The 14,114-nt window shown below is 61.4% G+C and carries 13 protein-coding genes, 1 tRNA gene and 1 pseudogene; 8 read left to right on the top strand and 7 right to left on the bottom strand.

What is annotated here, in order from left to right:
• Positions 1–27: 27 nt before the first annotated feature.
• Positions 28–294: a hypothetical protein gene (locus LT42_RS25880; protein WP_160176703.1), complete on the top strand. Its 267-nt coding sequence runs from the start codon at positions 28–30 to the stop codon at positions 292–294.
• Complete coding sequence (locus tag LT42_RS00935; RefSeq protein ID WP_037009130.1) at positions 248–1,204, top strand: LysR family transcriptional regulator; 957 nt, start codon at positions 248–250, stop codon at positions 1,202–1,204. Before LT42_RS25880 ends, LT42_RS00935 begins: the two co-directional genes overlap by 47 nt.
• Positions 1,205–1,398: 194 nt before the next feature.
• Here LT42_RS00935 and LT42_RS00930 read toward each other — a convergent pair whose 3' ends face one another.
• The gene (locus LT42_RS00930) at positions 1,399–2,286 is read right to left on the bottom strand and encodes a LysR family transcriptional regulator (RefSeq protein ID WP_037012715.1); all 888 of its coding nucleotides are present in this window, start codon (positions 2,284–2,286) and stop codon (positions 1,399–1,401) included.
• 118 nt (positions 2,287–2,404) lie between these two features.
• Between LT42_RS00930 and LT42_RS00925 the strand changes: the two genes are divergently transcribed.
• Complete coding sequence (locus LT42_RS00925) at positions 2,405–2,890, top strand: multidrug/biocide efflux PACE transporter (RefSeq protein ID WP_037012710.1); 486 nt, start codon at positions 2,405–2,407, stop codon at positions 2,888–2,890.
• A gap of 121 nt (positions 2,891–3,011) precedes the next feature.
• The gene (locus LT42_RS00920) at positions 3,012–3,449 is read left to right on the top strand and encodes a carboxymuconolactone decarboxylase family protein (RefSeq protein WP_037009129.1); all 438 of its coding nucleotides are present in this window, start codon (positions 3,012–3,014) and stop codon (positions 3,447–3,449) included.
• A 123-nt stretch (positions 3,450–3,572) separates the two neighbouring features.
• Here the strand turns inward: LT42_RS00920 and LT42_RS00915 are convergent, their stop codons facing one another.
• Positions 3,573–4,724 (bottom strand): MFS transporter, encoded by a 1,152-nt coding sequence (locus LT42_RS00915; protein WP_037009128.1) that lies wholly within the window; start codon positions 4,722–4,724, stop codon positions 3,573–3,575.
• 737 nt (positions 4,725–5,461) lie between these two features.
• Complete coding sequence (locus tag LT42_RS00910; protein ID WP_037009127.1) at positions 5,462–6,103, bottom strand: HD domain-containing protein; 642 nt, start codon at positions 6,101–6,103, stop codon at positions 5,462–5,464.
• A gap of 282 nt (positions 6,104–6,385) precedes the next feature.
• Between LT42_RS00910 and rarD the strand changes: the two genes are divergently transcribed.
• Positions 6,386–7,270 carry an EamA family transporter RarD gene (rarD, locus tag LT42_RS00905; protein ID WP_037009125.1) on the top strand — a complete coding sequence of 295 codons (885 nt, stop codon included), beginning with the start codon at positions 6,386–6,388 and terminating at the stop codon, positions 7,268–7,270.
• Between the two features lie 103 nt (positions 7,271–7,373).
• Here the strand turns inward: rarD and zapE are convergent, their stop codons facing one another.
• On the bottom strand, positions 7,374–8,495 hold the full coding sequence (gene zapE, locus LT42_RS00900) for a cell division protein ZapE (protein ID WP_037009123.1): 1,122 nt from the start codon (positions 8,493–8,495) through the stop codon (positions 7,374–7,376).
• Positions 8,496–8,503: 8 nt separating this feature from the next.
• A complete protein-coding gene (locus tag LT42_RS00895; protein WP_037009121.1) occupies positions 8,504–9,712 on the bottom strand; it encodes an MFS transporter in 1,209 nt (402 codons plus the stop codon).
• A gap of 190 nt (positions 9,713–9,902) precedes the next feature.
• Here LT42_RS00895 and LT42_RS00890 point away from each other — a divergent pair, with 190 nt between their 5' ends.
• A complete protein-coding gene (locus LT42_RS00890; RefSeq protein ID WP_037009119.1) occupies positions 9,903–11,348 on the top strand; it encodes a SulP family inorganic anion transporter in 1,446 nt (481 codons plus the stop codon).
• A gap of 24 nt (positions 11,349–11,372) precedes the next feature.
• Here the strand turns inward: LT42_RS00890 and LT42_RS00885 are convergent, their stop codons facing one another.
• Both LT42_RS00885 and LT42_RS00880 read right to left on the bottom strand, forming a co-directional pair.
• The gene (locus tag LT42_RS00885; RefSeq protein ID WP_037009117.1) at positions 11,373–11,933 is read right to left on the bottom strand and encodes a cysteine hydrolase family protein; all 561 of its coding nucleotides are present in this window, start codon (positions 11,931–11,933) and stop codon (positions 11,373–11,375) included.
• Positions 11,934–11,979: 46 nt separating this feature from the next.
• A pseudogene (locus LT42_RS00880) lies at positions 11,980–12,903 on the bottom strand (LysR family transcriptional regulator).
• A gap of 119 nt (positions 12,904–13,022) precedes the next feature.
• On the opposite strand from LT42_RS00880, the gene LT42_RS00875 reads away from it, so the two are divergent.
• Together LT42_RS00875 and LT42_RS00870 are read left to right on the top strand one after the other, a co-directional pair.
• Positions 13,023–13,772, top strand: coding sequence for a 3-oxoacyl-ACP reductase family protein (locus tag LT42_RS00875; protein WP_037009116.1), 750 nt, complete (start codon positions 13,023–13,025; stop codon positions 13,770–13,772).
• Between the two features lie 164 nt (positions 13,773–13,936).
• Positions 13,937–14,026 (top strand) — tRNA-Ser (locus tag LT42_RS00870).
• Positions 14,027–14,114: the final 88 nt, after the last annotated feature.

The following is a 14,114-nucleotide window of genomic DNA, read 5'->3' as shown; positions in this document are numbered from 1 at the left end:
TGGCGAAACGAGCCGACGGCAGCGCCCATGCTCAGCGTAGTCATCGCGCCGCCGGCCCATGGCACCGCAGTCAGCGCCGCGACGTCCAACGGGAAAAAACCGCTATGCCCGATAAATTTTTCTGTTGCCCGGGTGGCATGCAACCTGCTGCCGCGTCTGCAGATTATTCCGGCGGTGACAGCCTCGCGCGTCGATTCCACGAGCGTGCTGCACGTCTCCGGGCCTCCATTGTTCAAGGAGTTTTTTGGTGAACCTCAAGTTTCTGGAAACCTTCGTCTGGGTCGCGCGGCTTAAGAGCTTTCGCCTCACGGCGGAAAAACTGTTCAGCACCCAGGCGTCCATTTCCAGCCGTATCGCCGCGCTGGAAGATGAAATGGGCGTGCGGCTGTTCGTTCGAGATTCCAGGGGCGTGTCGCTGACCACCGAAGGCCTGCGCGTGCTGGAATATGCCGAGCACATCATGGACACCCTGCAAAGCATGAAAGCGGCCATCAAAGACCCGAACCAGGTGCGTGGCCGCATTCGTATCGGCGCCATGGATACGGTCATACACACCTGGCTCAGCCCGTTGGTAACACGCCTGATGAAGTGTTACCCGAATCTGGAAATCGAGCTGACCGCCGAGACCGCCAGTAATCTTTGCTCGCAGCTGGAGAAGGGTTATCAGGACATCATCTTTCAGACCGATGTGCTGCGCTTCGACAGCGCGCGCAATGCGGTGCTAGCGCGCTACCCCCTGCGCTGGGTGGTGCCGGCCGGATCGGCATTCGACCGGCCCGACGTCACCCTTGAAGAAATTGCCGAGGCGCGCATCGTCACTTTCTCGCGCAACTCGCGGCCGCATCAGGACATCCTCAACATGTTGCACAGCGCCCACATCGTCACGCCGCGCATCAACTGCGTAAACTCGGCATCGGCCATCACCCGGCTGGTGCGCGACGGTTTCGGCATCGGCGCACTGCCGGTCACGCTGGTGCACGGGGAGTTGGCCCAAGGCGTGTTGACCCTGATCGAAAACGTGCCGCTGCCGCCCGTGATGGACATCGTCGCCAGCTGGCGCACCGGCGCCGGCATGGAACTGGTAGAAGACATCGTCGGCCTGACCCGCGAGGTGGTGAACGCCTTCGCCGAGGAGATGCCAGAGGGGTTTGTGCTGCCAGGGGTTGGGCTGGAGGGATTGGATTCGCCCGCTTTACCGCACTGATGGCAGACGCAGATCCTGTGGGACCGACCCGGGGGTGGCGCTCCACCTTGCCCGCGAAAACGATCGGCCTGACACACCTGTGCGGTCTGGTCTGACGCATCGCGGGCAAGCGCCTCCTACAAGGGGATGCGGGGCCTCTGAGGGCGCGATCAGACGGGCCGACGGGCAAAAACAGTGCATTTAGACCGCCTGGATTAATACCCGCCTCGCCCCTCCAGCAGCGTGTCCAGCAACCACGTCCCTGCCGGGCCGAGGCTCTTTTGCCGGGACCAGATCACGTCGACCGCCGAGCTGCGCGGCCAGCCCGGCACCTTGAGTTCCCTCAACCGACCCTGACCGCAGGTGCTGACCAGCCAGCGCGGCAGCGCCGACCAGCCGAATCCAAAGATCGCCATGTCCATCAACAGCAAGTAGTTGGGCGCTGACCAGCTGCGTCGCGCCCCACTGGGCAGGTCGTCGGTGGGCACGCTTTCATCGACGATGGTGTTCAGGCGCAACGCCCGATGCTGCGCCAGGTGGCGGTAATCAACAGCCGTTTCGGCGGCCAACGGGTGGCTGTGGGAAACGAAGATGCCAAAGTCGGCGCGCTCGACAATGGTCGCGTAGCCCACTTCCGGCGGGTAGGAAGCCTGGGCGGACAGCAAGCCCAGGGACGCGCGTCCCGTCTGGATCAAGTTGATCGCGTCGCCATGCTCGGCAAACACGCACTCCAGTTCCAGCTCCGGAAAGCGTTGATCAAGCTCGGTCATGCGGGCCTGGAATTCGGCGAACTGATTGGCGTCGGACAGCACCAGTGTCAGGCGCGGTTCCATCCCTTCAACCAGACGGCCCGCCGCGCGACGCAGCGTATCGGAGGCGGCGAGCACATCCTCGATGCGCCCTTCCAGCGCCCTGCCCGCTTCGGTCAGCGCCGGATGGCGGGTCGATCGATCAAACAGTTCGACGCCGAGATCAATTTCCAGCCGTGAAATGGCCTCGCTGATGGTCGACTGGCTTTTGCCCAGACGCCGGGCGGCGGCGCTGAACGAACCCAGCGCGATGGTCTGGGCGAACGCTTCGAGGGCTTCGGGGGAATAGCTCACAGTGGACACCTCTGAACAGCACATAGCGCCGCCATCGGTTTTTCCGATGGGACCGATCTTCACTCTAGCCCATGGCTACCTGACAATGCACGCCTGCCCTCGTAAAGCGATTGCCCACATGCCCCTGCACACTCTGTCATCGAAGCCGGTCGCCAAACCGGTCGTTGCGCCCAAGTCCCTCAAGGAGCGCGCGCTGCATGCGCTGCTGTTCGAGCTGATTGGCGTATTGATGTTCGCCCCCGGGCTGGCCTGGGTGCTGGGGCAATCGATCGGCAAGATGGGCGCGATGACGGTGATGATTTCCACAGTGGCGATGCTCTGGAACATGGTTTTCAATGCGCTGTTCGATCGCCTGCGGGCCCGCGTTGGCTTCGCCATGAGCCTGAAAGTTCGAGCCTTGCACGCCATCAGCTTTGAAGTGGGTCTGGTGTTTATGGTGGTGCCGATGGTGGCCTGGTGGCTGTCGATCAGCCTGCTCGAAGCCTTTGTGCTGGACATTGGCCTGCTGCTGCTGTTTCTGCCGTACACGATGCTGTTCAACCTCGCCTACGACCGTCTTCGCGAGCGCCTGCTCGCCCGTTCTCGCCCCTGTATGGTTGATTGACCGCGGCGTAATTGGACTCCCGGAAACCCTCTTTATTGGCTATTCGGCGCATCGCGGCCCAAGCGTAAAGTCTCGCCACGTGAAGCGACAGTCGCTGACCCCTACGAAGAGACCCTTTGCCATGAACACACGAATTGCCTGGGCGCAGAAATCTCCGGAAGTCTACAAAGCCATGGCCGGCCTCGAAGTCGTGCTGAGTAAATCCGGGCTGGACCACTCATTGCTGGAGCTGATTCGCCTGCGGGCTTCGCAGCTGAATGGCTGCGCCTATTGCGTCAACATGCACGCCAATGATGCGCGCAAGGCCGGTGAGACCGAGGCCAGGCTGCAGACGCTCAGCGTCTGGGAAGAGACCGAGTTCTTCACCGAGAAGGAAAAAGTCGTGCTCGCCTGGGTTGAAAGCCTGACCCTGCTGCCCGTGCATCGCGCGCCGCAGCATCAATACGAAGCGCTGCTGGAGCATTACAGCGAGGCCGAAGTGGTCAACATCACATTGGCCGCGGCGACCATCAATGCCTGGAACCGCTTCGGTGTGGGCTTTGCGATGATGCCAGGCTGATACTCAGCGCGGTCCGGGCGACAGGACGGCGCTGTATGAGCCTGCTCGCCCACAGGCGTCGCTGTCGCCGCGCCCCCATTGACGGACGCACCTTTAAAAGATGCATCGATCCGGTGCCAGGCATCACACCCGCAAGAACCGGCCACTGATTGCCACACCCAGCAGCATGACGGCGATCACCATGAACGCCGCACCGAGGCTGCTCAGGTGGGCGACGAAACCAATGCCGGCAGGCCCCATCAAAATGCCGGCGTACCCCAGGGTGGTGATCGCCGGCACCGCGACGTTCTCCGGCATGGTTTTCTGCCGCCCGACCGCGCTGTAGAACACCGGCACGATATTGGAACAGCCAATGCCCACCAGCGCGTAACCGCACAGCGCGGCCTGCCATACCGGAATCAACGTGGCGACGGTCATGCCGGCCGCCGCGCACAAGCCTCCGAACAGGATGATTTTGTGCACCCCCAAACGCCTGACGATAGGATCGCCGCACAGGCGTCCGATCGCCATGGCCAACGCGAACACCGCGTAACCGAACCCTGCGTAGGACGGCTCGACCCCGCGCTGCGCGCTGAGGAACACGGCGCTCCAGTCGAGCATCGCGCCTTCAGTGAGGAACACCGTGAAGCACATCAGGCCGAGGAACAGCACCACGCCACGGGGAATCGCAAACGCCGGACCTCCCGCTTCGCCCCCATAGGGCAGCAAATGCGGCGCCGCCTTGTACAGCGCAATCGCAATGAAAAACGCCACTACGCCCATCGCCAGCCAGGGGAAAACACCGACGCTGAGCAGAGCCGAAACACCTGCCGCGCCCACAATCCCGCCACAACTGAAGAGACCATGAAAACCGGACATCATGGTCTTGCCGCTCGCCCGTTCGACGATGATGGCCTGGATATTGGTGATGCAACCCAGCGCGCCCATGCTCCCGCCATAAACGAAGAGTGTGAGCACCATCAACGGCACGGAGGTCAGTGTCGCCAGCAGAGGCAGACACAGGCAGGCGATGGTGCCCGTCAGCAGGATCAGGCGCCGACAGCCATAGCGCACGGTCATGGCGCCGGCCAACGGCATCGAAACAATCGAGCCGATGCCCAGGCACAGCAGCAACAGGCCGAGGCCAGCGTCGTCCAGCCCTAGCCGGCTTTTTGCATAAGGCACCAGCGGCGCCCATGCGGACATGCTGAACCCGGTAACAAAAAAAGCGATACGTGTGGAAAACTGCTCCAGCCGCCCCGGTACAACAGGCGCTGCGGTGCTGATGGAGGTCATTGCCGCTCCCTTGAATGCCTGGACGGGGACAGATTCATTTACGGTGAAGCGATGTAAACAAATGAGTCCCCCTCGAAATAGGGACCAGCCTAACAAAGCTTGAAACAATGCCGAAGAAGGGATGTTGAAGGGACCCGCCTCAAGAACGCCTCAACCGGTCAGGGACACACCGACGCGGAGTGTCGACGGATGCATGACCACGCGGGGCGTGGGGAACGATCGATTACTTCAGTGGGACCGGCGTCAGTCGGGAAGAGGCTTGTGCGTACCCCCATCATTCTGCGGCGCGTCGCTCGACGCCTTCCCGGCTAAAGCCGGTCCCACAAAGGCATGGCGCGTTCCTTCAATTAACCCCAAACACAGCCCCCACTGAATGGACACGATGCTTTAGTGGGACTGGCTTCAGCCGGGAAGCAGTTGATCTGCTTTAAGAGCGCTTTTGATCTCCGTACGCAAAAATCCCAGTCACCGCCAATCGCGACTTGGGTGCAGGCTGAACGCAGGTCTCGTGGAGTGGGCCGAGCGGCATGGATGCCGTGAGAGCCGCCCCCCGCCATGGATGGCGGATGGCGGCGGGCCCACGGAGCGAGAGCGGAGTGAAGGAACCCCGACGAAGGAGGGGCCAAACCAGGAGCAGGCACTTTTGGTTACTTTTAGTGCTTTTTAAAAGTAACTCGCCGAAGGCGAAACCCGAGGCCGTTAGGCCGAAGCCCTTGATCTCAAGGACTTTGATCTGGTCACGCCCTCCAAGCCGACTGCCGAATGATCTGCACGAAATTCATCGGCTTGAACCCAGGATCTTCATCCACCAATACATCCGCGTTCACCGTACCAAACGTCGTATCAGGCTTATGCCGAAAGCCATCGGCAAACGCGCACAAAATGCACGCTTTGAAGTCCTCGCCGCGCGGGTGCGCATGGGTCACTACCTCACGCTGCTCCTCGCTGAACTGCGCGTAGTTGATGCCCAGCACGTCCATCTCGACGCCCGCCGTTACCAGCGCAACGTTCGGCCGCAAGTGCTCGGGGACACCCGGCGTCGTGTGCAACGCGATCGACAACCAGACCTGCTCCATATCCCCCTCAGACAACCCGAACGGCTGCATGAACGCCCGCGCGGCGTTGGCCGAATCCACCTCGAAACGCAGGTCCGCACTGCGATGCTGCTCCACCAGACCAAGGTCATGAAACATCGCACCGACATAAAGCTGCTCGGCGTCGTACTTGAGGCCCTTGCGCTCACCCGTCAGCGCGCCCCACAGAAACACCCGCCGTGAATGGTTGAACAGCAGGTCGCCCTCCTGATCGCGAATGTATTCGGTGGTCGCGCGCGCCATCGCGCTGTCAGGAAGGGTGATACCGGCGATCGATTGGGTCATGGGGGTGTTTCTCCAGCAGCCGCGCCGGTATGGCGCGTTGAGAAGAAGTCTGGGCGTGCGTGCAGATCGGCTCAATCGGCACGCGGTCTCGTTCTCTGCCAAACGTGCATCGTTTACTGCCAGCCCATCTGGGGTTTACCAGATTGCTGCGGACCTCCCACGGCCGCTCGGATAAACTCTGCTCGTTTTTTGCGACTGCGTGTCCTTCAAGTGTGCCGCCAGAGCCACCGTCATAAGCAATCCTGCACCTGATTCTGATTCATCGAAAAACAAGGAGCCCCTGTGTACAAGGGTGTTGCGTTATCGGTCATGGCCTCCTGCCTGTTCGCGGTCATGTACTACTACACCTCACTGCTGAAGCCATTGAGCGGTGAGGAAATCTTCGGTTGGCGCATGCTGCTGACCCTGCCCTGCGTGACGCTGTTCATGCTCTCCAGCGGAGACTGGAAACTCGCCCGCGCGCTGGCCGTGCGAGTGCGCCAGACCCCCGCGCTGCTGGCCGCGATGGCGTTGTCGGCGGCGCTGATGGGCGCGCAGTTGTGGCTGTTCATGTGGGCGCCGCTGCACGGTCGCAGCCTGGAGGTCTCGCTCGGCTATTTTCTGCTGCCGCTGACCATGATCCTTACCGGCCGCCTGGTGTATGGCGAGCATTTGTCACGCTTGCAGAAGATTGCTGCCTGCTGTGCGCTGGTCGGCGTCGGCAATGAGCTGCTGCGGCTGGGCAGCTTTTCCTGGGAAACCCTGCTTGTGTGCCTGGGTTATCCGCTGTATTTCATACTGCGGCGCAAACTCAAGACCGATAACCTTGGTGGCTTGTGGTGGGACATGTTGCTGATCCTGCCCGTGGCGGTGCTGTTCATCTGCCAGGGCAATCCGTCGGTGGTCGAACAATTCCCACGCTTCTATGTGCTGATTCCCGTGCTGGGGGCGATCAGCGCGTCTGCACTGGTCAGCTACATTCGCGCCAGCCGCCTGTTGGCCTTCAGCGTGTTCGGTTTGCTGAGCTACGTCGAGCCGGTGCTGCTGGTCGGCGTCGCCCTGCTGCTGGGTGAATCCATCAGCCGTGATGAATGGCTCACCTACCTGCCGATCTGGCTGGCGGTGATGGTGCTGGTCGGCGAAGGCGCAAAGCACGTACTGGCGCAGCGACGCCGCAACAGCGTGTGAGTGGCTATCGACAAGTGCCCAGTACCACAGCGCGTCTGCCGAATGTCAGCCTTCGGGAGCGAGCTCGCTCCCACGGGATCGTCGGTTGACTCCGCATCTTCTGTCAGCGTCCGAAGCGTGCCAGTTGCATCTCCTGCAACCGGCTCAACGTGCGCCGGAAGGCGAACGCCAGATAGCCCTCGGTATACAGCTCGGTCATCGGCAATGCCGCCTCGATGTACAGCGGCACCTTGCGGTCATAGCATTCGTCGACCAGCGCGATGAAACGCCGCACGCCATCGTCATAAGGCGATAGCTGCGGCAGTTCACGGTCGCCCGCGGTCACCTGTTCGACACCATCCTCGGTGCCTCGGGCAATGCGCCCCTCGCGCTGGGGAGCGCTCAGCGCCGGAACGTCACTCAACAGCACAGCCTTGTAGCGGTCACACAGCTCGATGAAATCCATCGCCGCCAGCGGTTGCTCGCACAGCTCGGCATAGCGGCACCAGACCACCGTGCGACTGCTGCGCACCACTGGCACATGCCGCCGCCCCAGTGGCACGGGTTGAATTGACACGGATTCACCGCTGCTCAACGTCTCGAACACCTCGACCAGCGCACTTGGGCCCGCCTCGGATTTGACCCAGTAACGCTGCTGCGCCTGACCGGGATGCAGCCGATGGTCTTCACCGCCGTCCACCGAGACGACGTCCATGAAGTGGTTGATCGCTGTGATCGCGGGCACGAAACGCTCGCGGTTATGACCGGTGGCATAAAGCTGTTCGGGCAATTGGTTGGAGGTGCAGACCAGCACCACGCCCTCCTCAAACATCGCACGCAGCAGCCCGCCGAGAATCACCGCATCGCCGATGTCATTGACGAACAACTCGTCGAAGCACAGCACGCGCACGTCCTGCGCCAGCTCCCGGGCCAGGATCTGCAGCGGTTTGGCCACGCCAGTGAGCTGGAACAGACGCTGATGCACCCAGCGCATGAAGTGATGAAAATGCTGGCGACGAGCAGGCACTTGCACGCTCTCGTAAAAACGGTCCATGAGCCAGGTCTTTCCGCGCCCGACCGGGCCCCACAGGTACACGCCTTTAACGGCGCCGCCCCGCTTGCCGTCGTGCAACGCCTGCCAGCAGGCTTGAAGGTGCAGCGCCGCATTGCGCTGCGCCTCGTCCGGCTGAAAACCCTGCGTGTCGACGGCGTGTTGCCAGGCATCAAGAGGAGAAAGAACAGTCATTTAACGCTTCACTGCACAGAGGAGTTTTGATCATGGCGTCTGGAATACGAAGCGCCCAACAGATAAAAACAGCCGCCGGCGATGATGAACGCCGCCAGCATGTAAAACATGAAATGTGCCGACTGGCTCGCCAGGGCAAACCCGCACAGCACCGGCCCCAGAGCGCCGCCGAGGTTGGACAGGTTCTGCGCCCCGTAATACATACCGCGCAAATGCGTCGGCGCAATCCGGTCGATGAACATGTATTCGGCCGGAAACACGATGATTTCGCCAAGGGTGAACACCGCGACAGCCAGCGACCAGTGCAGCACCGTGGTCGACATCGCAAACCCCACCACGCCCATCAGGAACAGGCTGAACCCTGCGGTCAGCCATTGGTTGAGGTACTGATGGCTGATGCGCTTGCCGACCACGTATTGCAGGCAAATCACCACGGCAGCATTGACGGCGACGACTGAGCTGATCACTTGATAAGTGAATTCCGGCGTGCGGGTGGTGACCAGGTATTGCGACAGGTAGGCCGTGAACTGACCGAACACCACGGCGCTGAGCACACCGCCGATGGTAAAGCAGACCAGGCGATGATCCTTGAGCAGAATGCGCCCCACCGCGATGAAGGAAATCGGCCCATTGGCCGGGTCCGCCGAACTCAGCTTGCGGTCACCGTAAAGCGCGTAGACAAGGAAGAAACCGAGTCCCAGCAGCGCGGACATGACGAACGGCAGCTTCATGTTCCAGTGCGCCAGGCCGGCGCCAATGAAGGGCCCGACCGCATAGCCAATATTGATCAGCGTGTAGCGCACCGAGAACACCTTGCTTTGCTCGCTCACCGGCAGCAGCTTGCCGAAGGCGGCCTTGACCACGATATCAACCACCGCGTACGCGAAATTGAACGACACCAGAAACAGAAAGAACAGCCAGAGTTTGCTGGTCACGCACATGCCGATAAAGCCGGCCACAAAGAACCCGGTGAAGCTCAGAATCAGGCGATAACTGGACAGTTTGTCGGTGAGATAACCGCCATACAGGCTCAGCAACGAACCGACGATCAGCGCACCGCCGACGATCATCCCGATGTCGCTCATGCTCAGGACGAAGTTGGAGGACAGGTAGATCACCAGATAGGGCAGCGTAATGGCCCTTCCCAGCGTCAGAAAAAGCGACGACGAAAGCAGGAGATTGACTGAAGCTGGGTAGTGCTTGAGCGCAGCGAGCATCCGTGTCCAATCCTTTATGACAGGCCGGGCAAGTCGGCCGTATTTTCGGGTCAAACATGGTTACACAATCGGGGTTGACTGGACACCTGCACGATCCATCGCGGTGCCATGTCGAGGCTCAAGCGGCTGGCCGTGCGCGTTCACATTCCGTAACATCGCCCCCTTTTGCGCATTGCACGTCAGGTATTTCATGAAACCCGCCCGTCTTCGTGCCGACGTCCTCGCCGGCCTTACCACCTCTTTCGCCCTGGTGCCCGAGTGCATCGCTTTTGCCCTGGTGGCGCACCTCAATCCGCTGATGGGCCTGTACGGCGCCTTCATCATTTGCACGCTGACCGCCCTGTTCGGCGGGCGTCCCGGCATGGTCTCGGGGGCGGCAGGTTCGATGGCCGTGGTCATCGTGGCGCTGGTGGTGCAACACGGCGTGCAATACCTGCTGGCGACAATTCTACTGGGCGGGCTGGTGATGATCGCCTTCGGCTTGCTGCGCCTGGGCAAACTGGTGCGGATGGTGCCCTACCCGGTCATGCTCGGTTTCGTCAACGGCCTGGCCATCGTCATCGCGATGGCGCAACTGGAGCATTTCAAAAGCGGGGAATCCTGGCTCAGCGGCACGCCGCTCTATCTGATGATCGGCCTGGTGGCCATGACCATGGCGGTGGTGTATCTGCTGCCGCGTCTGACCCGTTCAGTGCCGCCAGCGCTGGTTGCGATTCTCGGCGTTGGCCTGCTGGTTTACCTCTTCGACCTGCCGACGCGCACCCTCGGTGACATGGCGCACATCGCGGGTGGCTTGCCCGGCCTGTCACTGCCGGACGTGCCGTGGAACCTCGACACCCTGCGGGTCATTGCGCCCTACGCCATTCTGATGGCACTGGTCGGTCTGCTGGAAACCCTGCTGACGCTGAACCTCACCGACGAAATCACCGAGAGCCGTGGCTACCCCGACCGCGAATGCGTGGCCTTGGGCGTGGCCAACATCGCCTCGGGCCTGTGCGGCGGCATGGGCGGCTGCGCCATGATCGGACAGACCGTTATCAACCTCAGCTCCGGTGGCCGTGGTCGTCTGTCGGGGATCGTCGCCGGTGTGATGATTCTGATGTTCGTATTGTTCCTGTCGCCGCTGATCGAGCGCATTCCGCTGGCGGCGCTGGTCGGCGTGATGTTCGTGGTGGCGCAGCAGACCTTCGCCTGGGCATCGCTGCGGGTGCTGCGCAAAGTCCCGTTGAACGATGTCTTTGCGATCATCGCGGTGACCATCGTCACCGTGCTCACTGACCTGGCGACTGCTGTTCTGTTCGGCATCCTCATCGCCGCCCTCAACTTCGCCTGGCAGCAGGCCCGCGAGCTTTATGCGGACAGCCACGTCGAGCCCGATGGCAGCAAGATGTACCACCTGCATGGCACGCTGTTCTTCGCTTCAACGACGCCGTTTCTCGATCAGTTCGATCACCTGAACGACCCGCAGCACGTCACCCTGGACTGCCGCCACCTGATCTTCGTCGACTATTCGGCAATCGCTGCGCTGAAAACCCTGCGCGAGCGCTATCAGAAAGCCGGCAAGCATCTGCGCGTGGTGCATCTGTCGGAACGCTGCAAGAAGCTGCTCAAACGCGCAGGCGTCCAGCACGCCTAAGCGACTGGCTGCTAGCGACAGGCTTTAACGGAGGGCGCTCAGCAGGTCCTCGGTTGCCACCACCTGCGCATATTCGCCGTGCAGGTTCGCCAGCGACATGGCATGGATGTCCTCGGCGCTGCGCGGCTGGCCGAAAAAGTCCGCGCCGTCGAAGGTGTAGCAGGCATCGTGAGGCACGATGACCTCAAAGCCCAGATTGCCGCCGGTGCGCGCGGTCGACTCCACCGAGTTGTTGGTGACGACGCCAACAATCACCACCTGATTGATTCCGTCCGCACGCAGCCAACCTTCCAGCGCCGAATGGCAGAACGCATCGGGCACCTGTTTGTGCAGCTCGCCCTCACCGTCCCACGGCGCAAACGCCGGTTGAAACTCGACGCCCGATTGCTGCGGCCAGAACACCGAGTCGGGAGAGCGGGAGAAATGCCGGACGTGGATGACCGTCCGCGCGCTGTCACGCCAGGCGCTCAACAACGCGAGCATCTGTCGCTCGGCGTCCGGATTGTTGCGCCGTCCCAGCTTGGGGTGATTGATGCCCTGCTGCATGTCGATAAGGACCAGCGCGGCCTTGGGGTGGATATGCATCGTTATTCCTTTTGCCTTATCAGGATGCCCAACGGGGGCTGTCGGGTTACACAGCGCTGAAATGCTGCGCCCAGTTTTGCTCGGCGAACTGTTCAATCATGAAGTCGACGAAGGCGCGGGTCTTGCCCGGCAACAGGGCGTGCCCACTGTAATAGATGGAGATGTTGCCGTCCTCGACATACCACTCCGGAAGCACTCGCTGAAGTGCGCCGCTGCGCAGATACGGCAGCGCAAACGGCATGCTCACCAACGCAACGCCCAGCCCCTGCCCGGCAGCCCGACACGCTGCCTAGGAATCGCTGAGAGTCATGCGCACTTTCATGCGCAACGGGCTCTGTGTCTGGCTGCGATGACTCAAGGGCCAGGAACGAATCCGCCCGGTCTGCGGCGAACGGATCAGGATTCCGTCGCAATCGTGCAAATCATCTGGGTGCTCGATATCTGTGTTGGCCTGTAGCCATTCCGGCGATGCCACCAGCACACGGTGAGCAGGCGCCAGCTTGCGGGCGACCACGCCTTGCGGGAGTTCGAAGCCACCGCCGATGGCCGCGTCGAAGCCCTGCCCGATCAAGTCCACCTGACGGTTATCGAAATGCCAGTCAGGGATGATGGCCGGATAACGGCGGAGGAATTCGGCCAGCAGAGGCACCACGTACAGGCAGCCAAACAGGGTGCCGACGCTGACTTTCAGGGTGCCGGCGGGAGAGCCTTCGGCGCTGGCCAGGTTGGCGACGGCGTTCTGGATGGTGTTCAGGCTGGCGCTGACCTCGTTGAGGAAGCGCGCGCCCGCCTCGGTCAGCGTCAATTTGCGGGTGCTGCGCTGAAACAATCGTACGCCAAGCTTTGCCTCCAGCTTCGCGACACTTTTGCCTACCGCGGCGGGGGTCAGGCTCAAGCGCCGCGCCGCCTCGGCAAAGCTGCCGACCTCGGCGCTGCGCACGAAGCACTCGATGCTGCTGAAGTTATCCATCGCACCCACTCACAACTTTTGGTTTACACAGACTATCGTGAATACCGGCTACCGCGGCGGTAATGCCCGGCAGATACTCATGCCCATCCACTCAAGCCCTACCGTTAACGGAGAGCAACATGACTCACCCCACTAATCTGATCGGCAAAACAGCACTGGTACAAGGCGGCTCCCGCGGCATTGGCGCCGCCATCGTAAAACGTCTGGTGGCACAAGGCGCAGCGGTTGCCTTTACTTACGTCAGCTCTCAAGCAAAAGCCCAGGAGTTGCAGGACAGCGTCACGGCAGCGGGCGGTAAAGCCCTCGCAATCAAAGCTGACAGCGCCAACGCTGAAGAGATAACCAGCGCTGTCGACAGGACAGTCGAGGCGTTCGGCGGACTCGACATCCTCGTCAACAACGCCGGCGTGCTGGCGATTGCCCCGCTCGACGAATTCACCCTCGAAGACTTCGACCGAACCTTGGCCATCAACGTACGCAGCGTGTTCATCGCCAGTCAGGCGGCAGCGCGGCACATGAAAGAAGGCGGTCGCATCATCAACATCGGCAGCACCAACGCAGACCGCATGCCCTTTGCAGGCGGCGGCGTCTACGCCATGAGCAAATCGGCGCTGGTCGGCCTGACCAAAGGCCTGGCCCGCGACCTCGGCCCGCGCGGCATCACCATTAACAATGTACAGCCAGGCCCGGTGGACACCGACATGAACCCGGCCGATAGCGACTTCGCTGACTCACTGATGAACCTGATGGCCGTCCCGCGCTATGGCAAATCCGAGGAGATCGCCGCCATGGTCGCCTACCTCGCCGGGCCGGAAGCCGGATACGTAACCGGCGCCAGCCTGACCATCGACGGCGGCTTCGGCGCCTGATCCCTGCGCGGTGGCCATAAAGGGCAAGCCTCGGACCTCGATGAGCATCCGGGGCTTTGCGCTTCTGGCTTAAGCGCATGAAAATTCTGAAAAAAAGTTTTGCCTTCGGGAAAGCTTTCGACTACATTAGCGCGCCTCGACAGACTGAACGTCTGACGAGACACGGTGAAGTGTCCGAGTGGCTTAAGGAGCACGCCTGGAAAGTGTGTATACAAGAAATTGTATCGAGAGTTCGAATCTCTCCTTCACCGCCACATTTAAAAAATCCCCGCAGGCTGTCAGCTGCGGGGATTTTTGTTTATGAGGCCCTTACATTTCCAGTACGAGGTTGGCTATCCGACT

It is taken from the genome of Pseudomonas lutea, assembly GCF_000759445.1.
Lineage (GTDB): Bacteria > Pseudomonadota > Gammaproteobacteria > Pseudomonadales > Pseudomonadaceae > Aquipseudomonas > Aquipseudomonas lutea.
The sequence above is the reverse complement of the archived record's forward strand: the minus strand, read 5'-3'. Positions and strand labels throughout refer to the sequence as shown.

Bases quoted from the DNA above. Each gene is read 5' to 3' on its own strand.
- LT42_RS00920 (WP_037009129.1), top strand. From the start codon at position 3,012: ATGAACACACGAATTGCCTGGGCGCAGAAATCTCCGGAAGTCTACAAA.
- LT42_RS00925 (WP_037012710.1), top strand. From the start codon at position 2,405: ATGCCCCTGCACACTCTGTCATCGAAGCCGGTCGCCAAACCGGTCGTT.
- LT42_RS00915 (WP_037009128.1), bottom strand. From the start codon at position 4,724: ATGACCTCCATCAGCACCGCAGCGCCTGTTGTACCGGGGCGGCTGGAG.
- LT42_RS00875 (WP_037009116.1), top strand. From the start codon at position 13,023: ATGACTCACCCCACTAATCTGATCGGCAAAACAGCACTGGTACAAGGC.
- LT42_RS00910 (WP_037009127.1), bottom strand. From the start codon at position 6,103: ATGACCCAATCGATCGCCGGTATCACCCTTCCTGACAGCGCGATGGCG.
- LT42_RS00885 (WP_037009117.1), bottom strand. From the start codon at position 11,933: ATGCATATCCACCCCAAGGCCGCGCTGGTCCTTATCGACATGCAGCAG.
- LT42_RS00890 (WP_037009119.1), top strand. From the start codon at position 9,903: ATGAAACCCGCCCGTCTTCGTGCCGACGTCCTCGCCGGCCTTACCACC.
- zapE (WP_037009123.1), bottom strand. From the start codon at position 8,495: ATGACTGTTCTTTCTCCTCTTGATGCCTGGCAACACGCCGTCGACACG.
- LT42_RS25880 (WP_160176703.1), top strand. From the start codon at position 28: ATGCTCAGCGTAGTCATCGCGCCGCCGGCCCATGGCACCGCAGTCAGC.
- LT42_RS00895 (WP_037009121.1), bottom strand. From the start codon at position 9,712: ATGCTCGCTGCGCTCAAGCACTACCCAGCTTCAGTCAATCTCCTGCTT.